This is a genomic window from Streptomyces sp. NPDC091282, from assembly GCF_044757385.1.
Taxonomy (GTDB): domain Bacteria; phylum Actinomycetota; class Actinomycetes; order Streptomycetales; family Streptomycetaceae; genus Streptomyces; species Streptomyces gramineus.
This window is the reverse complement of sequence record NZ_JBIVUX010000002.1, coordinates 1,130,734-1,150,977: the sequence shown is the minus strand read 5'-3', so window position 1 is coordinate 1,150,977 and position 20,244 is coordinate 1,130,734. Positions and strand designations below refer to the sequence as shown.

General features: G+C 73.0%; 15 protein-coding genes. 10 read left to right on the top strand and 5 right to left on the bottom strand.

The window, feature by feature from the left end:
• The first annotated feature begins 61 nt into the window (after window positions 1-61).
• Together ACIQOE_RS12220 and ACIQOE_RS12215 are read left to right on the top strand one after the other, a co-directional pair.
• Window positions 62-1,387: a M14 family zinc carboxypeptidase gene (locus ACIQOE_RS12220; protein WP_351326028.1), complete on the top strand. Its 1,326-nt coding sequence runs from the start codon at window positions 62-64 to the stop codon at window positions 1,385-1,387.
• Window positions 1,384-1,791, top strand: coding sequence for an SSI family serine proteinase inhibitor (locus ACIQOE_RS12215; protein ID WP_401411230.1), 408 nt, complete (start codon window positions 1,384-1,386; stop codon window positions 1,789-1,791). The genes ACIQOE_RS12220 and ACIQOE_RS12215 overlap by 4 nt, the downstream gene beginning before the upstream one ends.
• A 153-nt stretch (window positions 1,792-1,944) precedes the next feature.
• Here ACIQOE_RS12215 and ACIQOE_RS12210 read toward each other — a convergent pair whose 3' ends face one another.
• The 3 genes from ACIQOE_RS12210 to glgX form a co-directional block, all read right to left on the bottom strand.
• Complete coding sequence (locus tag ACIQOE_RS12210; protein ID WP_351326031.1) at window positions 1,945-3,198, bottom strand: M14 family zinc carboxypeptidase; 1,254 nt, start codon at window positions 3,196-3,198, stop codon at window positions 1,945-1,947.
• A 290-nt stretch (window positions 3,199-3,488) separates the two neighbouring features.
• Window positions 3,489-5,864 (bottom strand): malto-oligosyltrehalose synthase, encoded by a 2,376-nt coding sequence (treY, locus tag ACIQOE_RS12205; protein ID WP_401411228.1) that lies wholly within the window; start codon window positions 5,862-5,864, stop codon window positions 3,489-3,491.
• A 160-nt stretch (window positions 5,865-6,024) separates the two neighbouring features.
• A complete protein-coding gene (glgX, locus tag ACIQOE_RS12200) occupies window positions 6,025-8,133 on the bottom strand; it encodes a glycogen debranching protein GlgX (protein WP_351326034.1) in 2,109 nt (702 codons plus the stop codon).
• Window positions 8,134-8,329: 196 nt separating this feature from the next.
• Between glgX and ACIQOE_RS12195 the strand changes: the two genes are divergently transcribed.
• The 4 genes from ACIQOE_RS12195 (at window position 8,330) to ACIQOE_RS12180 (ending at window position 12,698) form a co-directional block, all read left to right on the top strand.
• A complete protein-coding gene (locus tag ACIQOE_RS12195; RefSeq protein WP_399011149.1) occupies window positions 8,330-9,151 on the top strand; it encodes a Tat pathway signal sequence domain protein in 822 nt (273 codons plus the stop codon).
• A gap of 64 nt (window positions 9,152-9,215) precedes the next feature.
• Window positions 9,216-10,532: a copper amine oxidase gene (locus ACIQOE_RS12190; RefSeq protein ID WP_351326037.1), complete on the top strand. Its 1,317-nt coding sequence runs from the start codon at window positions 9,216-9,218 to the stop codon at window positions 10,530-10,532.
• Window positions 10,533-10,634: 102 nt separating this feature from the next.
• Entirely contained in the window at window positions 10,635-11,876 is a 1,242-nt protein-coding gene (locus ACIQOE_RS12185) for an SAV2148 family HEPN domain-containing protein (RefSeq protein WP_351326039.1), read from the top strand.
• A gap of 102 nt (window positions 11,877-11,978) precedes the next feature.
• Window positions 11,979-12,698, top strand: coding sequence for a 3'-5' exonuclease (locus ACIQOE_RS12180; RefSeq protein WP_401411225.1), 720 nt, complete (start codon window positions 11,979-11,981; stop codon window positions 12,696-12,698).
• Between the two features lie 109 nt (window positions 12,699-12,807).
• Here ACIQOE_RS12180 and ACIQOE_RS12175 read toward each other — a convergent pair whose 3' ends face one another.
• Complete coding sequence (locus tag ACIQOE_RS12175; RefSeq protein ID WP_401411223.1) at window positions 12,808-13,671, bottom strand: phosphotransferase enzyme family protein; 864 nt, start codon at window positions 13,669-13,671, stop codon at window positions 12,808-12,810.
• Window positions 13,672-13,824: 153 nt separating this feature from the next.
• Between ACIQOE_RS12175 and ACIQOE_RS12170 the strand changes: the two genes are divergently transcribed.
• From ACIQOE_RS12170 to ACIQOE_RS12160, 3 genes are read left to right on the top strand one after another with little or no spacing between them, the layout of a single operon-like run.
• Window positions 13,825-14,781: a sugar ABC transporter permease gene (locus ACIQOE_RS12170; RefSeq protein WP_362648190.1), complete on the top strand. Its 957-nt coding sequence runs from the start codon at window positions 13,825-13,827 to the stop codon at window positions 14,779-14,781.
• A complete protein-coding gene (locus ACIQOE_RS12165) occupies window positions 14,778-15,611 on the top strand; it encodes a carbohydrate ABC transporter permease (protein WP_351326046.1) in 834 nt (277 codons plus the stop codon). The genes ACIQOE_RS12170 and ACIQOE_RS12165 overlap by 4 nt, the downstream gene beginning before the upstream one ends.
• The gene (locus ACIQOE_RS12160) at window positions 15,611-16,891 is read left to right on the top strand and encodes an ABC transporter substrate-binding protein (protein WP_401411220.1); all 1,281 of its coding nucleotides are present in this window, start codon (window positions 15,611-15,613) and stop codon (window positions 16,889-16,891) included. The genes ACIQOE_RS12165 and ACIQOE_RS12160 overlap by 1 nt, the downstream gene beginning before the upstream one ends.
• A gap of 29 nt (window positions 16,892-16,920) precedes the next feature.
• On the opposite strand, the gene ACIQOE_RS12155 is transcribed toward ACIQOE_RS12160, so the two are convergent.
• Window positions 16,921-19,182, bottom strand: coding sequence for an MMPL family transporter (locus tag ACIQOE_RS12155; protein WP_401411218.1), 2,262 nt, complete (start codon window positions 19,180-19,182; stop codon window positions 16,921-16,923).
• A 383-nt stretch (window positions 19,183-19,565) separates the two neighbouring features.
• On the opposite strand from ACIQOE_RS12155, the gene ACIQOE_RS12150 reads away from it, so the two are divergent.
• The gene (locus ACIQOE_RS12150) at window positions 19,566-20,117 is read left to right on the top strand and encodes a DUF1697 domain-containing protein (protein ID WP_362648202.1); all 552 of its coding nucleotides are present in this window, start codon (window positions 19,566-19,568) and stop codon (window positions 20,115-20,117) included.
• Window positions 20,118-20,244: the final 127 nt, after the last annotated feature.

The following is a 20,244-nucleotide window of genomic DNA, read 5'->3' as shown; positions in this document are numbered from 1 at the left end:
GTGAACCGACGGCACAGCGACGTGGAGGTGTGCCCTGCCGCCCCTCCACCGCTTCCCGTCTGTGGACGAGCTGTCCGCACGGGCGGCCCGGCTGGTCGCCGAGCACCCCCGGACGGCCCGGCTGCACCGGATCGGGACCTCCCGCGCGGGTGCCCCGCTGTGGCTGCTTTCGATCGGTCACGGCAGCCGGCACACCCTCGTCGTGGCCGGCCCGCACGCCAACGAACCCGTCGGCGGCGCCACCGTGCTCCGCCTCGCCGACCGGGTCCTCGCCGACCCCCGGTACACCGACGACGCCGACGTCACCTGGAACCTGCTGCTGTGCCTCGACCCGGACGGCGCGCGCCGCAACGAGGGCTGGCTCGCCGGGCCGTACACGCTCGGCCACCACTTCCGGAACTTCTTCCGGCCCGGCTTCCTCGAACAGCCCGAGTGGCTGCCCGACGGGGCCGACGCCGCCGCGCTGCCCGAGACCCGCGCCCTGCTGGACCTCCAGGACGAACTGCGGCCCTTCCTCCAGTTCTCGCTGCACGGCGTCGACATCGGCGGCGGCTTCGTCGAGCTGACCGACGACCTGCCGGGCCTCGCCCCGCGCCTCGCGCACACCGCGAGCCGGCTCGGGATCCCCGTCGAACTCGGCGCCTACGACGCCCTGTACTGGCCGGTCCTCGGCCCGGCCGTCTACCGGGTGCCGCCGCCCCGCCGGGGCGGTCTGGCGGCCGCCCTCACCGAGGCGGCCGTCGAGTCCACCTGGTTCCCCCGGCACCGCCAGGGCACCCTCACCGCCATCGTCGAGGCGCCCATGTGGGGCGTGGCGGCCGTCCAGGACGCCACACCGCCCGCCGACCGGGACGCGGTGCTGCGTGCCGTCAGCCGGACCCTGCGGCACGACACCCGCCTCCTGGAAGGCGTCCTGGCCCGTATCCGGCCGCAGCTGTCCGCCGCGCCGGACGCCGCCCGGCTGCTCGCGCCGGTGGACGACTACCTGCTGGTCTGGCCGGGCCTCGCGGACGCCTGGGACCCCGGCACCGCGGCCGCCGCCGCCCGCCCGCTGCCCCCGCTGAGCACCGCGCACCTGACCGCCCTGCGGATCGCCGGGCGCCGGCTGGTCCTGCGCACCGCCGGTCTGCTGCACCGGCTGCTGCGCGCCGCCGGCCACGACCCGGCCGGTGCCCTGCCCGACCTGGACCGGCTGATCGACGCCTGGTGCGCCGACTGCCACCAGGCCTTCGGCGCACGCTGGATCCCGGTCGCGCGCCAGGCCGAGTACCAGACGCGGGTGGTGCTGAGCGCCTTCGATCTGGCGCGGCGGCACGCGCGCGTGCGCGCTCGTTCGGGTGAGCCGGGCTGGGGTGCGGAGGCCGCCGTGCCGATGCACCGGGAATGAACCCTCTGACCAGAGCGACAGCGGCCGGCGGCGCCCTGCTGGCGGCCGCCGCACTCCTCGCCGCAGGCCCGGCCCAGGCCGCGCCCGGCGCCGCCCGCGGCGGCGACTACCTGTTCCTGACCGTCACCAGGGGCGAGAGCCGTTCCGGCGGCACGCTGCTGCTGTGCGACCCGCCCCGCGGACACGCCCGCGCCGCCGAGGCGTGCGCCGGACTGACGGCGGTGGACGGCGACATCACGCGCCTCACGCCGGCCGCGAACGCGATGTGCCCGATGGTCTACGCCCCGGTGACCGCACGGGCGCTCGGGCGGTGGCACGGCCGCCCGGTCGACTACCGCGAGACCTTCGCGAACTCGTGCCAGCTGTCGGCCCGCACCGGACCGGTCTTCGCCCTCGACGGCTGAACCCGGCGGCTCGACCCGGCGGCCGAACCTGGCGCCTGAACCCGGCGAGGGCGAGCCGATCCGGGGCGGCGGCTCCGGGGCGCCCGGCCCGGCGGGCGTGGCCCGACATGCGTGGCCCGACATGCGTGGCCCGCAGGGCTCGGCTCCGGAGCCTCACGCCGCCCGGTCGCGGGCGTGCTGGGCGGCCGCCAGTACCGTCCTGGACTGGTGCTCCACCTGGCGCTCCAACGGCACCCAGCGGGCCTGGAAGCGCTCCCCGTAGGCGTCGCACCAGGAGGAGACCAGTTCCTCCAGCCGCGGCGCCGCACGGTCGTCCGCCTCCCGCAGCACCCGCAGCAGCATCGACGCGGCCCGCAGCGGCAGCCGCCGCCCGAAGGCGTCCACGCTGCCGACGTAGGCCCTCGTGGTGTCGATCGGGGGCCGCCGCACCCAGTCCTCGGCGAGCCCGGGGATCAGCGCCAGCGCCCAGCGGGCCGCCCGCAGCAGCGGTCCGTCCAGGAGGCCGTCGAGCCGGGGCAGCGCCTCGGTCAGCACCCGTTCCACCTCGCGCGAGTCGCGCAGCAGCCGGCCCGCCAGCCGCCGCATCGCCGCGGCCGGCGCCGGGTGCGGCGCCGGGTCGTCGACCAGGTCGCTCGCCCACATCGGCACCTCCACCACCGCCGTCAGGCCGCCGTAGCGGTGCGCGTGGTACCAGGTGCTGTGCCGGGCGTCGTCCGGCAGGCTCGGGTAGGCCACGCCCGACCCCGGTGCCGGCATCACCCGCACCCCGGGCCCGGACGCCGGCCAGCCCGCCGCGTCCGAGGCGCCCGTCTCGACCGGGATGTGCAGCTCCGCCGCCGACTTGGCGAAGGGTTCGGCGAGCCCGGGCACGTCCCTCGTCAGCTGCACCCAGCTGCCGCCCAGGTCGGTGCCGTGCAGGGTCACCTGGAGGTAGGGGCGCAGCTCGTCGATGACGCCGAGCAGCGCCAGGGTCTCGGGCGGCAGCCGGTCCGGGGGCAGCACCGAGGGCGACCACTCGGGCTGTTCGGGACCGGACGGGCGGTAGAAGCCGTGGTGGTAGTCGAGCAGGCTGCGCGGTGCCGGGGTGACGTGCAGGCTCGCCCCGTCCGGGTCCGCGCACAGCAGGAAGTGCCAGGAGGTGTCCGCTCTCAGGTCCCGGTCGCGCAGCACCCGTTCGGCGAGCACCTGGAGCGTGCCGCCGCCGGCCGGTTCGTTGGCGTGGGCGCCCGCGACCACCAGGACCGCCCGCCGGGCGTGCCCGACGGACAGCAGGTGCAGCGGTCTGCCCGCGCGGGAGAGGCCGATCTGCCGCAACGTGCACAGGCCCGGCCGGTGAGCGGCCAGCGCCCGGGCGGTCGCGACGAGTTCGGGAACACTGGGGTAGCGCAGCTCCGGCAGTGGACCCACCCCCGACTTGTCCGCCCGGCTTCGCATTGTCCAGTCCCGCACGACATGGGTGAACTGTCAAGAACCTCCCGGGGGAGGCTCCAGGGGGCGCCCGGACGCATGTGCCGTCGGCCGCCGAGGCGACGGGCGCCGACGGGAGTGCGAAGCCATTACGGGGCGCGGAACGGCTCCGCGCGCCTTTACCGACGCCACGGGCGCCCGACGAGTTTCGGCAACACCCGGACTCGACCTCATATTCACCCGTACGAGTGAATATGAGGTCGCGTGTGCCCGCCGGGACGTCCGCGTCGTCAGCCCTCGTCGCCCGCCCCGCCGCCGGTGCCGTCGACCCGCTCCAGCAGTGCCACCGGCCGTTCCCCGAACAGCTCCGTCACGCGCGCGCGGCCCGTGAACTCCCGCTCCGGAGCCAGCACGTCCGCCCACCGCCCCGGCGGCAGCGGCAGGACCGTGTCCCGCCAGCCGCCCGCGGCCGCCAGCCGCAGTGACAGCCGGGTCACCGCGGTGATCACCTCTCCGGAACGCGCGAACGCCAGACAGTGCGCGGCGGCCGGGCCCTCGGCCGCCAGTGGCGCGTACGTCGCCGTCTCGCCGAAGACGTCCGGGCGGCGCGCCCGCAGCCGCAGCGCCGCCGCCGTCACCGCGTCCTTCTCGCCCGGCTGTCCGGGCGGGAAGGAGACCGGCCGCCGGTTGTCCGGGTCCACCAGCGCCAGGAACTCGCCCTCCGTGCCCTGGTAGACGTCCGGCACGCCCGGCATCGTCAGGTGCACCAGAGCCGTGCCGAGCACGTTCGCCCGGACGTGCGGGCCCAGCGAGGCCCGGAAGGCCGCCACGCGCTCTCCCGGCGCCCCGCAGGGCCCCTGCGCGACGAACGACGTCACCGCCTCCTCGTACGGCGGCTCCTGCTCCGTCCAGCTCGTGTACAGGCCCGCCTCGCGCACGTGCTTCAGCAGCGCCCCCTGCACCCGCTCCGGAGCCGCGGGACCCAGCCCGAACACCGTCTGCCAGGCCGCCCAGGCCAGCTGCGCGTCCGGCACGCCCACCCCGTCCCCGGTCACCTCCGTCAGGACGTCCGCCCACCGCTCGGAGCACTCCGTGAGCACCGCCAGCGCCGCCCGGACGTCGGCGCTGCGCTTGGTGTCGTGGGTCGTCACCACCGTGCCGGTCAGCGGCCAGTCGCGCTGCACGCGCGCGCAGTAGGCGTGGAAGGCCTCGGGGGAGACCCCGGGGCTGCCGGGGTCACCGCCCACCTCGGTCGCCGACAGCAGCGGCACGTAGCGGTAGAACGCGGTGTCCTCCACGGACTTGGCCCGCAGCGCGGAGGAGGTCTGCGCGAACCGCGCCCGGAACTCGGCGGGCCCGGCCCCGCCGTCCGGCCCGAGCAGCAGCCCGCGCACCACGTCGACGGCCCCGCCCTCCTCGGGCACCAGGAACGCGGCCCGCGCCTCCTCGGCGTCCTTGTCGGTGACCACGTCGGCGACGTCGGCGGGGCCGTACGGCCGGTACACCCGCATCCGCACCAGCAATTCCTCCAGCGCGATGCGCAGCGCCCACGGCGCCCGGTCGCGCAGCGCCGGATCGGGGGAGCCCGCGCACACGCGCGCGGCGGTCCGGGTCAGGCGGTCCGTCTCGGCCGCCAGCTCGTGCGTGAGCACCTTGTAGGCGGCCCGCCGCACGGTCGCCGCCCAGTCGCCGCCCCGGTCCGTCTGAGGGGCCGCGAACCGCCGGTACCCGGCGAGCAGTTCACCGGCGCCCACGGGGTCCGTGAACAGGCCGTCCACCTGCCGCAGCGCGTCGTACCCGGTGGTCCCCGCGACCGGCCAGCCGGCCGGCAGCCGCTCGCCGTCGGCCAGGATCTTCTCCACGACCGTCCAGCGCCCGCCGGTCGCCTCGTCCAGCCGCGCCAGATAGCCGCCGGGATCGGCGAGGCCGTCCGGGTGGTCGACGCGCAGCCCGTCCACCACGCCCTCGTGCAGCAACTGCAGGATCTTGGCGTGGGTGGCCGCGAACACCTCCGGGTCCTCCACCCGCACCCCGATCAGCTCCGAGATGCTGAAGAACCGGCGGTAGTTCAGCTCGGTGCGGGCCAGCCGCCACCACACCGGGCGGTACCACTGGGCGTCCAGCAGCTCCGGCAGCGGCAGGCCCGCGGTGCCCTCCCGGAGCGGGAAGGCATGCTCGTGGTAGCGCAGCACGTCGCCGTCGACCACGAACTGGTCGAGCACCTCGCCGACCGGGGCGCCGAGGACCGGCACCAGCAGCCGGCCGTCCTGCGCCGCCCAGTCGATGTCGAACCAGCGCGCGGTGGGCGCCTCGGGGCCCTCCCGCAGGACCTCCCACAGGGCCTTGTTGTGGCGGGGCGACATGGCCATGTGGTTCGGCACGATGTCCACGACCAGGCCGAGGCCGTGCTCCCGCGCGGTACGCGCCAGCGAGCGCAGCCCCTCCTCGCCGCCGAGCTCCTCGCGCACGCGCGCGGGGTCGACGACGTCGTAGCCGTGCGCGGAGCCGGGGACGGCCTCCAGGACGGGGGAGAGGTGGAGGTGGGAGACGCCGAGCGAGGAGAGGTACGGCACGGCGGCCTCGGCGGCCCGGAAGGGGAAGCCGGGCTGGAGCTGGAGGCGGTAGGTGGCTGTCGGCACGGTGGCGGAGGTGCGCTCGGCTGTCATGCAGAGCTACGTACCCGCCCCGGGCGATTGTCTGTCACCGGGCACGGCGAACCGCCCGGCGCCGGTGCGGGGCCGCTGCCGGACACGCGTCCGCCGCCGGGCCGCCGCGACCGGCCCCGGCGGGCGTGCCCGGACGGCGGTCCGTCCGGGCGCACCCGCCCTACGCCGGCCGCTTCAGGACCGTCAGGCTCCGCCCCACCAGGGTCAGGCGCGACCCGCCGTCCGCCTTCTCCCCCGGCGACACGCCGTCGGCCCGTGCCGTGTCCACCACCACCTCCCACTGCCGGCCGTGGTTGACCGGCACCAGGAACTCCAGCGGCTCCGGCGACGCGTTGAACATCAGCAGGAAGGAGTCGTCGGCGATCCGCTCCCCGCGGGTGCCCGGTTCCGAGATCGCGTTGCCGTTGAGGAACACCGTCAGCGCCGAGGCCTGCGCCGATCCCCAGTCCTGCGGGGCCATCTCGTGGCCCTCCGGGGTGAACCAGGCGATGTCGGACAGCTCGTCGTGGGTGCCCTCCACCGGCCGGCCGTGGAAGAAGCGGCGGCGCCGGAACACCGGGTGCTCCTTGCGCAGCCGGGCCATCGCCCGCGTGAAGGCCGGCAGACCGCCGTCGTCCTCGGTCTCCGGCCATTCCACCCAGGAGACCTCGTTGTCCTGGCAGTAGGCGTTGTTGTTGCCCTGCTGGGTGCGCGCGAACTCGTCACCGTGGCCGATCATCGGCACGCCCTGGGAGAGCATCAGCGTGGCCACGAAGTTGCGCATCTGCCGCTCGCGCAGTTCGAGGACCGCCGGGTCGTCGGTGTGGCCCTCGACCCCGCAGTTCCAGGAGCGGTTGTGGCTCTCGCCGTCCCGGTTGTCCTCGCCGTTGGCCTCGTTGTGCTTGTCGTTGTACGCCACGAGGTCGTGCAGCGTGAAACCGTCGTGGCAGGTCACGAAGTTGATGGAGGCGAGCGGGCGGCGGCCGTCGTCCTGGTAGAGGTCGGAGGAGCCGGTCAGCCGGGACGCGAACTCCGCGAGCGCGCGCGGCTCGCCGCGCCACAGGTCGCGCACGGTGTCCCGGTACTTGCCGTTCCACTCGGTCCACAGCGGCGGGAAGTTGCCCACCTGGTAGCCGCCCTCGCCCACGTCCCACGGCTCGGCGATCAGCTTCACCTGGGAGACCACCGGGTCCTGCTGCACCAGGTCGAAGAACGACGACAGCCGGTCCACCTCGTGGAACTGCCGGGCCAGGGTCGCCGCGAGGTCGAAGCGGAACCCGTCGACATGCATCTCGGTGACCCAGTACCGCAGCGAGTCCATGATCATCTGGAGGACGTGCGGGGACCGCATCAGCAGCGAGTTGCCGGTGCCGGTGGTGTCCATGTAGTAGCGGGGATCGTCGGTGAGCCGGTAGTACGACGGGTTGTCCAGGCCCTTGAAGGACAGCGTCGGGCCCAGGTGGTTGCCCTCGGCGGTGTGGTTGTAGACCACGTCGAGGATCACCTCGATCCCGGCCTCGTGCAGCGCCCGGACCGCCGACTTGAACTCCAGGACCTGCTGGCCGCGGTCGCCCCAGGAGGCGTACGCGTTGTGCGGGGCGAAGAAACCGATCGTGTTGTAGCCCCAGTAGTTGTTCAGGCCCATGTCGACCAGGCGGTGGTCGTTGACGAACTGGTGGACCGGCATCAGCTCCAGCGCCGTGACGCCCAGCTCCGTCAGATGCTCGATGACGGCCGGGTGCGCCAGGCCCGCGTAGGTGCCGCGCAGTTCCTCGGGCAGGCCCGGATGGCGCATGGTCAGGCCCTTGACGTGGGCCTCGTAGATCACCGTGTGGTGGTACTCGGTGCGCGGCCGCCGGTCGTCGCCCCAGTCGAAGTACGGGTTGATCACCACGGACGTCATGGTGTGCGGGGCCGAGTCCAGGTCGTTGCGCTTGTCGGGGTCGCCGAAGTGGTAGCCGTACACCTCCTCGCCCCAGCGCACCGACCCGCTGACCGCCTTCGCGTAGGGGTCGAGCAGCAGCTTCGCCGAGTTGCAGCGCAGCCCGCGTCCGGGGTCGTAGGGGCCGTGCACCCGGAAGCCGTAGCGCTGTCCGGGCATCACCCCCGGCAGGTACGCGTGCCGCACGAAAGCATCGCTCTCGCGCAGTTCCACCGCCGTCTCGGAGCCGTCGTCGTGCAGCAGACACAGCTCGACTCGGTCCGCGGTCTCCGTGAACACCGCGAAGTTGGTCCCGGCGCCGTCGTACGTGGCGCCGAGCGGATATGCCTCTCCAGGCCAGACCTGCATGAAGTCGACTCTTCCAGGTGTGCATCGCGCGCGGGGGCGCCTTGGTCATGAGTCTGCCCGAAAGTAATGGAACCCCATCCGACTTACGTCCCTCTTACCCGGCGACCAGTGCACACAGCGCCTCAAGTGGCCACGTGTGCCGAACCAGTGGGGCAGACACGTACTCCCTGTGACCAAGGGGGAGTAGGGGGAAGATGTGCGCAGGATAGTGCACCGCCATCTGGGCAAAGTGGTGGCCGGTGCGGGCCTGGCGGTGGCGGGAACCGCCGTGATGGTCGGCATCACCCTGCCGGGGACGGCGGGGGCGGACGACTCGGGAGGCGGTGACGGGACCGGCGCGGTCGCCGCGCAGGCGGGGCAGACCGGGCAGGGCTCCGGCACCGTCCGGCCGGGCGTGGTGGAACAGGCGCCGGCCGAGGGGAAGAAGGGCACCGGCAGCGATCCGCTGACCGACGACGAGACCAAGCGCGTCGAACAACTCGCCCTGACCAAGCAGATGTTCAGCGCCGGGGAGAACGTCGAGGGGCACCGCGGCCCGGAGCGGATCAGCGTCGACCTGGCCGAACCGGACGCGGACGAGCTGGACGCCACGAACGCGCCGCGGCGCGCGGACGTGACGTTCTACGACTACCGGGACGACAGCCTCGTCACCCGGACCGTCAACCTCGACACCGGCAAGGTCGAGCAGACCACCACCCGGCAGGGCGTCCAGCCGCCGCTCAGCCACGACGAGAACGTCGAGGCGCTGCGGCTGCTCGTCGCCGACCCGCTCGGCGCCGGCCTGAAGGCGGATTTCAAGGACGCCACCGGCGAGGACCTCACCTCCCCGGAGCAGCAGCTGCTGCTCAACAGCGCGGTCTACCGCGCCACTCCGGGCGCCCAGCCGGCCGCGCTCGACACGTGCGGCGAACACCGCTGCGTGCGGCTCTTCCCGAAGGTCAAGAACGGGCCCTGGATCGACGCCCGTTCGCTGATCGTCGACCTGAGCGCGCGCAAGGTCGTCAAGCTCGGTCGCTGAGCCGGTCCCGTCCGCACCTCCCAGCTCCCTTCCGAGCATCTCCCGTACGAGGAGTCACTTCGTCATGCATCCGAACAGAATCCGCCGCGCCCGCCGGACGGCCGCCGTGGGCCTGTCCGTGGCGGCGCTGGCCGCCGGCGCCACCACCGCGGCCGGACCCGCCGCCGCACAGCCGAAGCAGGCCGCCGCGCCCGCCGCCGACTGCTCCGCCGCCTACCGGATCGAGCAGAAGCTCTCCACCGGTACCACCTGGCGGATGTGCTGGCGCTACGACAGCAAGGCCGGGCTGGTCCTGGAGCACATCTCCTACCAGCCCAAGGGCGAGGCGGCCCCGATCAAGGTCCTCTCCAGCGCCCGCCTCGGCCAGATCGACGTCCCCTACGACGACGGCAGCGTCGAGTACGACGACCTCACCGGCTTCGGCTTCGCGCAGGGCCTGGTGCCGCTCGCCTCGGCCGAGTGCCCCGGCGGCACCATCAAGACCGTCAAGGTCCCCGACGCCTGGGACCCGGCGCACCCGAACGTCAACGGCCTGTGCACCACCACCCGTTCGCGCGGACACGCGTACCGCATGCAGGCCGACACCGGCAACCGGGTGTACCAGCAGCAGGGCAAGGACCTGCTGGTCTACACCGTCAACAAGGTCGGCTGGTACGAGTACATGACCGAGTGGCGGTTCCAGGACGACGGCACGATCAACATGAACGTCGGTGCCACCGGCAGCCTTTCGCCGGGTGACTACGACGCCGGTGACGGCCGCGGCTGGCCGATCGGCAAGGGCGCCCACGCCTACGCCACCAGCCACAGCCACAACGTCTTCTGGAAGCTGGACTTCGACCTCGACGGCTCCTCCAAGAGCCGCGTCGAGCAGTACGACTCGAAGGTCAGCGCGCCCGCGCACGGCCAGGAGGCGCCCACCAACAAGACCACCCGCACCAACGTCACCAAGGAGCTCGCCGGCGACTCCAAGAACATGCGCTGGTGGCGCGTGGTCAGCACGGCGGGCAAGAACAAGGACGGGCACGCCCGTTCGTACGAGATCGTCCAGGGCGCCACCAACAAGTACCCGGGTCACGGTTTCACCAAGCACGACGTCTACTTCACCCAGTACGACAAGTGCGAGCTGTTCGCCAGCAACAACCCGGGCTGCGCCAACGGCCACCCCAAGACGGTCGACCAGTGGGTGAACGGACAGACCCTCACCAACCCCGTGGTCTGGGTGAACGTCGGTTTCCACCACATCGCGCGCGACGAGGACCAGCAGCCGATGCCGGTCCACTGGCAGGGCTTCTCCATCGCCCCGCGTGATGTCACCGCTATGAATCCGCTCACTCCGGCCGCTCTCGCCGATCAGAACGGTCAGCCCGGAAACGGTAGTTGAGAAACGACCTGTCCATCCTGCTGCACCGCCGACCGCTCCCGGAGTACCCTTCCTTGATCGTTGGCACGGGGAAGGTGCGGGGGAGCGGAAGGCGGTGCACGGGTGGGCTCGGGAGGCCTGGAGCTGCCCCCTGGTGACGAGGGTCACGAGGGGAACTCCACAGACGTCCCGCCCGGCGCGGTGTCCCTGGCCCGGCCGATGGACGCCTCGGGCTCCATCGGTCCGGAGCTGGACTGGGACGCCGACGCCTGGCTGGAGGTGCGTACGCGCGCCCAGCGGGCGGGCCGCGCCTACATCTGGCTGAACCTGGTCGAGCAGCGGCTGCGCACCGTCGTGGCCGCCGTGCTCCGGCCCATCTACGAACCCGTCCACGGCGACGAGTGGGTGGTGGCCGCGGCCGGACCGGCCGGCCAGGAGTGGGTCCAGCGGGCGGTCGCGGTCCGCGAGGTCAGCCGCCGCAAGGGCTACCTGCTGGATCCGGCCGACGACAACGTGATCAGCTTCCTGACGCTGCCGCAGCTGCGCGAGCTGATGGTGCAGCACTGGCCGTGCTTCGAGCCGTACTTCGACGAACGCCGGGACGTCGAACTCGCTCTGGACGAGCTGGAGGTGACCCGCAACGTCGTCTCCCGCAACCGGGCGCTCTCCGAGGCCGTCCTGGGCCAGGCCGAACGGGCCTCGGCCAGGCTGCTGGAGATGCTCGGCGCGGGCGGTGACGTGCCCTCCGCGCGCCGGCTGCCGGTGGACGCGGTGGAGGACCTGGTGGGCGACCGCTACGCGGACGTCGTCGCGGTCCACCCCGACCGGGTCCGGCTCATGCGCCAGTTCCCGGCCGAGGACCTCTTCGGCGGCGCCCGCCGGCTGGACGCCATCGGCATCGGGCTGAACCTGCTCGTGCAGAACTTCTCCGGCCGCCGCCTGGTCCGGCTCGCCGAGACCGGCTGCCGGATCCGGCTGCTCTTCCTCAACCCCGCCTCCAGCGCGATCAAGCGCCGTGAGCGCGAGCTGGGCATGAAGCGCGGCGAACTCTCCCGCTCGGTCGAGATGAACATCCTGCACATGCGCCGGGTCCGCTCCCGGCTGCGCGACCCGGGCGCCTTCGAGATCCAGGTGTACGACGACACCCCGCGCTTCTCCGCCTACCTGGTGGACGGCGACGGCGCCGACGGCGTCGCGATCGTCCAGTCCTACCTGCGCGGGGCGCGGGGCATGGAGTCGCCGGTGCTGGTCCTGCGCAACGGCGACAAGGTGGTCAAGTCGGACGATGTCATGGAGTCGGGGCTCTTCCCGACCTACCGTGAGGAGTTCGAAATGGCTTGGGTGGATTCGCGCCCTGTGTCCTGAGACGGGCGTGACGACAAGCGGAACGCGGTCCCCCGATTGTCAGTGGCGCATGCGAGGGTGGAGACCACTGGGGGAAAGCACCACCAAGAAGGGGGACCGCCCATGGGCTGGCACCAGGAACTCCTGATCGGCTTCGATCTGGAGACTACGGGTACGGATCCGCGCGAGGCGCGGATCGTCACGGGCGCCGTGATCGAGGTCAGGGCCGGGCAGGAGCTGGGCCGCCGCGAGTGGCTGGCGGACCCGGGCGTGGAGATCCCGGCGGACGCCGTCGCCGTGCACGGCATCAGCAACGAGCGGGCGGCGGCCGAGGGCCGCCCCGCCGACCAGGTCGCCGACGCCCTCGCGGACGTCCTCACCGGGTACTGGAAGACGGGCGTCCCGGTCGTCGCCTACAACGCGGCCTTCGACCTCACCCTGCTCTCCGCGGAACTGCGCCGGCACGGCCTGCCGTCCCTCGCCGACCGCCTCGGCGGCCTCGACCCCGCTCCGGTCATCGACCCGTACACCATCGACCGCCGGGTGGACCGCTACCGCCGCGGCAAGCGCAACCTCGAGGCGGTCTGCGCCGAGTACGGCGTCACCCTCGCCGCCGCCCACGACGCGTCGGCGGACGCCCTGGCCGCGGCCCGGCTGGCCGGGGCCATAGCCGGCCGCCACCCGAAGGTCGCGGCGCTGGGCCCGGCCGAGCTCCACCGGTGCCAGGTGGAGTGGTACGCGGAATGGGCCGCGGACTTCCAGGAGTTCCTGCGGCGCAAGGGAGAGGCCGACGCCGTGGTGGACGGGGCGTGGCCGCTGCGGGAGCCGGCCGAGGCCGTCTGAGCACCGCGCCGGCCGTGAGCCGCGTCCGCTGCGGACCGGCGCGCTCACGCGGCACCGGCCGCACATCCACCACGGCCCCGCGTCCCGTCGGGCGCTCCCCGGCCGCGGCTCAGAAGGGGTACCAGCGCACCGACTCGTCGCCGTCCCGGAGCGACGCCACCCGTCGGCGGAACTCCGCCAGCGCCTTCGGACTGCTCGGCGCGTGCTGCGCCACCCACGCGCAACTCGCCGTCTCCCGCGCGCCCCGGAGCACCGAGCACCCCTCCCACTCCCGCACGTCCCACCCGTAGGCCTCGACGAACGCGTCGTAGGCCTCGGCCGGCAGGCCGTACCGGTCCCGGGACAGCGCCATGACCACCAGATCGTGCTCGCGCAGGTCGCACGAGAAGGTCTCCAGGTCGACCAGGACCGGACCGTCCGGGCCGACGTGCACGTTGCGGGGCAGCGCGTCGCCGTGGATCGGTCCCGGGGCCAGCCGCGGTGTCAGCGCGGCGGCGGCCGCGGCGAAGCCGTCCCGGCGCTCCCGCAGATAGGCCGCGTCGGCGGGGTCGACCGCCTCCCCGGCGAGCCGCAGCCAGCGCTCCACACCGCCGAGCAGCTCGCGGGGCGGCAGCGCGAAGCCGGGAGCGGGCAGCGCGTGCACGATCCGCAGGAGTTCCGCCAGATCGCGCGGCCCGGCCGGCCGTACCGGCTCCGCCAGCCGGTGCCACACGGTCACCGGATGTCCGTCCACGAGCCGGGCCTTCGGCTCGGCGGCACGGACGGCCGGGACGCCCGCCTCCGCCAGCCATCCGGCGATCTCCAGCTCCCGCCGGGCCCGGTCGAGGAGTTCGGCGTCACGGCCGACCTTCACCACCAGGTCCCCGGCGGCGAAAACCGCGTTCTCGCCGAGGGCCAGGAGCGAGGCGCCCGCCGCCGCACCGGGCAGCACACCCGCCGCGGCCAGTACGTCCCGCGCCCTTGCCTCGTCCATCGTCCGCCTCCGTGTCCGTTCCCGTGGCCCTCGCGCCCGCCGCTGTGCGAACGCACACGGCGCGGTCCGCCGGCCGTCCGCCGGCCAGTCTCGCATCCGCGAAGGTCGTGGCGGGTACGCGGTGCCTTGACGGAACACGCTGCCTTCACGACCATGACCAGGCCCGAGCGGGCCGCGAAGGGGGACGACGTGGCACTGGCGACGAACACGGCCACCGTGCGGCGGCCGGACGCCGCACGCCTGACCGGCCACGGCGCCTGGTTCCTGGTCCTGCCCGCGCTCGTGCCGATCCTGGTCCTGAGCGTCGGCCCGCTGCTCTACGGGATCCTGCTGGCCTTCACCGACGCCCAGTCCGGCCGGACGGCGGCCACCCGGTGGACCGGCGGCCTCAACTTCCAGGACCTCCTGCACGACACGCTCTTCTGGGAGTCGTTCCGGATCGGCCTGGTGTGGGCCGCCGGGGTGACCGTGCCGCAGTTCCTGCTCGCCCTCGGCCTCGCGCTCCTCCTGAACGAGGAGCTGCGGCTGCGCCGCTTCGCCCGAGCCCTGGCCATCGTGCCCTGGGCGATGCCCGAGGTCGTCGTCGGCATCATGTGGCGGCTGGTCTACAACCCGGACGCGGGGATCCTCAACGAGACCCTGCGCGACCTCGGTCTCGGCGACGGCCGGGACTGGCTGAGCGGCCTCGGCACCGCCCTGCCCGCCGTGATCGTCGTCGGCGTCTGGGCCGGCCTGCCGCAGACCACGGTCGCCCTGCTCGCCGGGTTGCAGAACACCCCGCGCGAACTGCACGAGGCGGCCGCCGTGGACGGCGCGGGCGCCTGGCGCCGCTTCCGCACGGTCACCTGGCCCGCCCTCAGACCGGTCGCGCTGGCCGTCACCGCGCTCAACCTGATCTGGAACTTCAATTCCTTCGCCCTGGTCTACGTCCTGACCAGCGGCGGCCCCGGCGGCAAGACCCGGCTGCCGATGCTGTTCGCCTACGAAGAGGCCTTCCGCTACGGCCAGTTCGGCTACGCGGCGGCGATGGGCTGCGTGATGGTCGCGGTGATCGCCGTCCTGCTGGCCGTCTTCCTGGCGGGCCGGCTGCGGGGAGGCGAGGACGCGTGAAGACCCGGCCCGGCGCCCGTGCCGCCCAGTACGCGGCCCTCTTCTGCTATCTGGTCTTCCTGGCCTTCCCGCTGCTGTGGCTGCTCTCCACGGCCTTCAAGTCACCTGCCGAGCTGGGCAGTCTGCATCCGACCTGGATCCCCCGGCACCCGACCCTGGCCAACTTCCGGCAGGCCTTCGGCGAACAGCCGCTGCTGCGCGCCGGCCTCAACTCGCTGGTCGCCGCGCTCGGTGCCGCCCTGGTCGCCGTCCTCCTCGCGACCCCGATGGCCTACGTCGTGGCCCGGCGGCGCGGCCCGCTGTCCCGGGCGGTCAGCGGCTGGGTGGTGGTCAGCCAGGCGTTCCCGTTCGTGCTGGTGATCATCCCGCTGTTCCTGGTGCTGAAGCACCTGCGGCTCATCGACTCCCTGTCCGGGCTGGTGATGGTGTACGTGGTGTGGGCGCTGCCGTTCGCGCTGTGGATGCTGGTCGGCCATGTCCGGGCGGTCCCCGTCGAGTTGGAGGAGGCCGCAGCGGTGGACGGGGCCGGGCGGCTGCGGACGCTGGTGTCGGTGACCGCACCGCTGCTGGCGCCGGGGATCGTGGCGACCGGGCTGTTCGCCTTCGTCACCGCGTGGAACGAGTTCTTCTTCGCGCTGGTGCTGCTGAAGACCCCGCAGAAGCAGACCCTGCCGGTCGTCCTCACCCACTTCATCGGCGCGGAGGGCGTGGCCGACCTGGGCCCGCTCGCCGCGGCCGCCTTCCTGGCCACCCTGCCCTCGCTGGTGGTCTTCGCACTCGTCCAGCGCCGGATCACCGGCGGGATGCTCACCGGGGCGGTGAAGAGCTGATGCGGACCAGGGCCGGCACGGCGGTCGTCGCCGCCTTCCTCCTGCTGCTCGCGGGCTGCGCGTCAGGTGCCCGGAACGACGGTCCTGTCACCCTCCGCTTCCAGTCCCTGGCCTGGCAGGAGGAGTCGGTCGCCGCCAACAAGGAGCTGGTGAGGGAGTGGAACGCCACCCACCGGGACGTCAAGGTCGAGTACGTGCAGGGAAGCTGGGACAGCGTCCACGACCAGCTGCTCACCTCCTTCGAGGGCGGTGAGGCGCCGGACATCATCCACGACGCCTCCGACGACCTGGCCGACTTCGCCTACGGCGGCTACCTCGCCGACCTGACCGGGCTGCTGTCCGATCGGCTGAGATCCGACATACCGCAGCGGAGCTGGCGGACGGCGGCCTTCGGCGACGGCGTCTACGGGGTGCCCTTCCTCCAGGAGCCGCGGGTGCTGATCGCCAACAGCGCCTGGCTCGCGCAGGCGGGCGTGCGCATCCCGACCCCCGGACACCCCTGGAGCTGGGCGGAGTTCAGGGCGGTCACCAAGGAGCTGAGCGGCGACGGCAGGTACGGCGTGGCCTGGCCGCTCAAGGAGCCCGTCTCCGCCACGCTCAACCTCTCCCTGTCGACGGGCGGACAGCTCTTCCACCGGGGCGCGGACGGCAGGGTGACCGTGCGGTTCGGGGCCGCCGACCAGGCCGTGCCGCGCACCGTCCACGACCAGGTCGTCGTCGACCACAGCGCACCCGGCTCCACCCTGGGCAGCGGCGGCTCGGACACCCTGCCCGGCTTCTTCGGCGGCAGGTACGCGATGGTGCCGCTCGGCTTCTCCTACCGCCAGCAGATCGTCCAGCAGGCGCCGAAGGGCTTCGACTGGGAGGTGCTGCCGGCCCCGGCCGGTGCCGACGGCACGGCGCAGGGCGTCAGCCCGCAGACGCTGTCCGTCGCCGAGGACAGTCCCCACAAGAAGGAGGCGGCCGCGTTCATCGACTTCCTGCTGCGGCCGAAGAACATGGTCCGGCTCGCCCTCGGCGACTGGATGCTGCCCACCGGCACCCAGGCCCTGAAGGACCCGGCCCTGCACACCACTCGATACGGCTGGGCCACCGGCACCGCCCTGGCCGCCGGGCTCAGCCCCGCCCCCGCCCAGACGGTGCGCGGCTACCCGGAATGGAAGGACAAGGTGGCCACCCCCGCCCTCCAGTCGTACTACAGCGGCGCCATCGGCCTCGGTGAACTGCGCCGGCGCCTGGAGCGGGACGGCAACCTGGTGCTGGCCCGCTACCAGCGCTGAGCACCCGTGCCGCGGCGCGTGTCCCGAGGTCAGACCGGCAGCCGGTCCGGCTCGTCCCGGACTGCCCGGGGGGCCGGCGGCTCCGGGGACTCGTCGTGCGTCAGGTCGGGCAGCCGGTGCAGCCAGCAGGGCAGGTACCAGTTGCGCTCGCCGAGCAGCGCCATCACCGCCGGGAGCAGCACGCCCCGGATGACCGTCGCGTCGATGAGGACCGCTGCCGCGAGGCCGACGCCCATCTGCTTCATGGACTGCATGGACAGCGTGCCGAAGATCGCGAACACGGCCACCATGATCACGGCCGCGCTGGTGACGACCCCGGCCGTGGTGACCACGCCGTGCTGGATCGCGTCCCTGGTGGACCGGCCGCGCAGCCGGGCCTCGCGGATCCGGGAGACCACGAACACGTGGTAGTCCATCGACAGGCCGAAGAGGATCACGAAGAGGAACAGCGGCAGCCAGCTGACGATCGCCCCGACGCCCTGGGCGCCCACCAGCGAGGCACCCCAGCCGTGCTGGAAGACGGCGACGAGGATGCCGTAGGCGGCGCCGACCGAGAGCAGGTTGAGCAGGATCGAGGTGATCGCGACCGTCAGCGAGCGGAACGACAGCAGCATGAGGAGGAAGGCGAAGACGACCACGAAGGCGAAGACCGGGACGACGGAGCCCATCAGCTGGTCGTTGAAGTCCTCGTTGCCCGCGACGTTCCCGGTCACCGGCGCCTGCACCCCGGCGACCCGGCCGAGCGTGGCGGGCCTTACCCGGTCGCGCAGCTTCTGCAGGCTCTGGCCCGCCTTGTCCATGTCGGAGCCGCCGACCAGCGGGACGGAGATCAGGGCGACGTTCTGGGCGTCGTGCACCTTGATGTCGACCGGGCCGCGCGAGGCACCCGAACTGATCGCCTGTTTCCGGAAGTCGGTGAGTGCCCGGCGCACCTCGGGGGCGTTGATGTCCTTCGCCCTGACGACCACCTCGGCGGGCTCGGAGCCGCCGGGGAAGGCCTGGTTGACGCGGTCGTAGGTCTGCACGATCGGCAGCGAGCCGCCGAACTCCTGGTCCAGGGTGAGCTGGGAGGTCTTCATGCCGAGGGCGGGTGCGGCGACCGCGAGCAGCGCCCCGACCGCGACGAGCACGGAGACCAGCGGCCTGGCCAGCACACCGCGCAGCACCGCCGTCCAGAAGCGGCTCTCGGACGGCCCGTCCGTGCGCGCCCGGCGGCGCAGGAACGGGAGCCTGCCCTTCTCGACCCGTTCGCCCAGCAGCGACAGCAGCGCGGGCAGGACGGTCACCGAACCGACCATGGCGACCGCGACGACCATCAGGGACGCCAGGCCCATCGCCTCGAACTCGGCGAGCCCGGTGAACAGCATGCCCGCCATCGCCACGCAGACCGTGACCCCGGAGACGATGATCGCCCGGCCGCTGGTGGCCGCGGCGATCCGCAGGGCCGCGCCCGCGTCCCGGCCCGCCTGCCGCTCCTCGCGCTCCCGGCGCAGGTAGAACAGGCAGTAGTCGACGCCGACGGCCATGCCGACCAGCAGCATCACGGAGTTGGCGGTGTCGCTCATCGGCTGGAGGTGGCTGACCAGGCCCATCAGGCCCATCGTCGCCATGATCGCGGTGACCGCGAGGCCCACCGGCAGCAGCGCGGCCACCAGGGCGCCGAAGGCGATCAGCAGGATGCCGAAGGCCACCGGCACGGCGGAGTACTCGGCCCGCTGGAAGTCCTTGCCGAAGGCGTCGTCGTACTGCTTGTTCATGCTGGCGCCGCCGATCTCCGCGATCCGCAGCGTGCCGTGCGCCTTCTGCACCCCGGCCACCGCGTCCAGCACCGGCCCGACCCGGTCGGCGGCGGTCTGGGCGTCGCCCCGCATGTCGAACTGGACCAGGGCGCTGCGGCCGTCCTTGGAGACGGTTCCGGTGGTGTACGGCGAGGTGATGCCGGTGGCCTCGCCGGTGCCCGCGACCGCCGCGACGACGTCGTGGACGGCGGACCTGAACCCGGCGTCCGTGGCCTTGACCGCCGGGTCCCCGGACTGGATCAGGACCGTCTCGCTCGCCGGTTCCTCGATGCCCGCGTCGTCGATGATCCGCGCCGCGGTGTGGGTCTCGCCCTTGAGCTGGTCGCTCTCGTCGACGTCGACCCGGCCGGCCGCCGAGCCGAGCCCCATGGCCAGGACGACGAACAGCACCCATATGCCGACGGCGGCCCAGCGGTGCCGGGCGCTCCAGCCGCCGGCCCGGGCGGCCAGGCCCCGCACCCGCGTCTCTCCGCTTCCCCTGACGGGATCCATGACGGGATCGCCCCCCTCGTGTGCGGTGACGGCCCCGGCCGCCACGGTCTCTTCACGACTTCCTGCGTTCGCTTCGAAGGTAGGGGCCGGACAAGACCGACTCCTCGTACTGTCCGGTGAAGTGGGACGGGCGGCCCTCATCGCCTGGGAGTATGTCGGGCCCTTACATCTATCGACCCATCTCGGGGGTGATGATCAGGGCTGTCCGTTCCGGTGGCGGGGATCCGCTTTGTGATTACGAAACCTTGTTGAACAAGTCACAGGTGCGTGTAGGAGTTGATCCGGAGCGGTCTGATCGGCCAGAGTTTCGGGCAGCCCGGCATGCCCGGCACGGCCGTCGTGCCCGCCCCCACGGGGCACGACGGCCGTTCTAAGGTGTTCGAATGACGATGTATGCGGCACTGCTGCGCGGGATCAACGTGGGCGGCAGGAAGAAGCTCCCGATGGCCGAGCTGCGGGCGCTCATGACCGGCCTCGGGTACGGGTCCGTGCAGACCTACCTGCAGAGCGGGCAGGCCGTCTTCGCCGCCGCCCACGGGGACGGCGAGTCGCTGGCCGCGGAGCTGTCCGCGGCGATCGAGGAGCGGTTCGGTTTCCCGGTCGACGTGCTCGTCCGCGACCACGCCTACCTCAGGGCGATCGCCGACGCCTGCCCCTTCCCGGCCGCCGAGCTGGAGGCCAGGCAGCTGCACGTCACCTACTTCTCCGCGCCGGTCGCGCCGGAGCGGTTCGCGGACCTGGACGCCGCCGCCCACCTCCCCGAGGAGTTCCGCCTCGGCGACCGCGCGCTGTACCTGTACGCCCCGGACGGCCTCGGACGCTCCAAGCTGGCGGAGGCGCTGTCCAGGCCGCGCACCAACAAGGGGCTGATCGCCACCACCCGCAACTGGAACACGGTCGTCAAACTGGTGCAGCTCACCGCCCCGGCGGCCTGAGCACCCGCGGCCGCGGCGACCGGCCGGCCAACTGCCCCGCACGGACAAGTGGTTGACGGCTGAACGGTAAAGGCGCAGGTGTGACACGTTCGCCCGTCACGGCGCAGAAGTAAGAGCCGGCCCGGCG

Excerpts from the sequence above, each read along its gene's own strand:
- ACIQOE_RS12180 (WP_401411225.1), top strand. The coding sequence starts at position 11,979 with ATGGGCTGGCACCAGGAACTCCTGATCGGCTTCGATCTGGAGACTACG.
- ACIQOE_RS12155 (WP_401411218.1), bottom strand. The coding sequence starts at position 19,182 with ATGGATCCCGTCAGGGGAAGCGGAGAGACGCGGGTGCGGGGCCTGGCC.
- ACIQOE_RS12190 (WP_351326037.1), top strand. The coding sequence starts at position 9,216 with ATGCATCCGAACAGAATCCGCCGCGCCCGCCGGACGGCCGCCGTGGGC.
- ACIQOE_RS12160 (WP_401411220.1), top strand. The coding sequence starts at position 15,611 with ATGCGGACCAGGGCCGGCACGGCGGTCGTCGCCGCCTTCCTCCTGCTG.
- ACIQOE_RS12150 (WP_362648202.1), top strand. The coding sequence starts at position 19,566 with ATGACGATGTATGCGGCACTGCTGCGCGGGATCAACGTGGGCGGCAGG.
- glgX (WP_351326034.1), bottom strand. The coding sequence starts at position 8,133 with ATGCAGGTCTGGCCTGGAGAGGCATATCCGCTCGGCGCCACGTACGAC.
- ACIQOE_RS12215 (WP_401411230.1), top strand. The coding sequence starts at position 1,384 with ATGAACCCTCTGACCAGAGCGACAGCGGCCGGCGGCGCCCTGCTGGCG.
- ACIQOE_RS12175 (WP_401411223.1), bottom strand. The coding sequence starts at position 13,671 with ATGGACGAGGCAAGGGCGCGGGACGTACTGGCCGCGGCGGGTGTGCTG.
- treY (WP_401411228.1), bottom strand. The coding sequence starts at position 5,864 with ATGACAGCCGAGCGCACCTCCGCCACCGTGCCGACAGCCACCTACCGC.
- ACIQOE_RS12170 (WP_362648190.1), top strand. The coding sequence starts at position 13,825 with ATGACCAGGCCCGAGCGGGCCGCGAAGGGGGACGACGTGGCACTGGCG.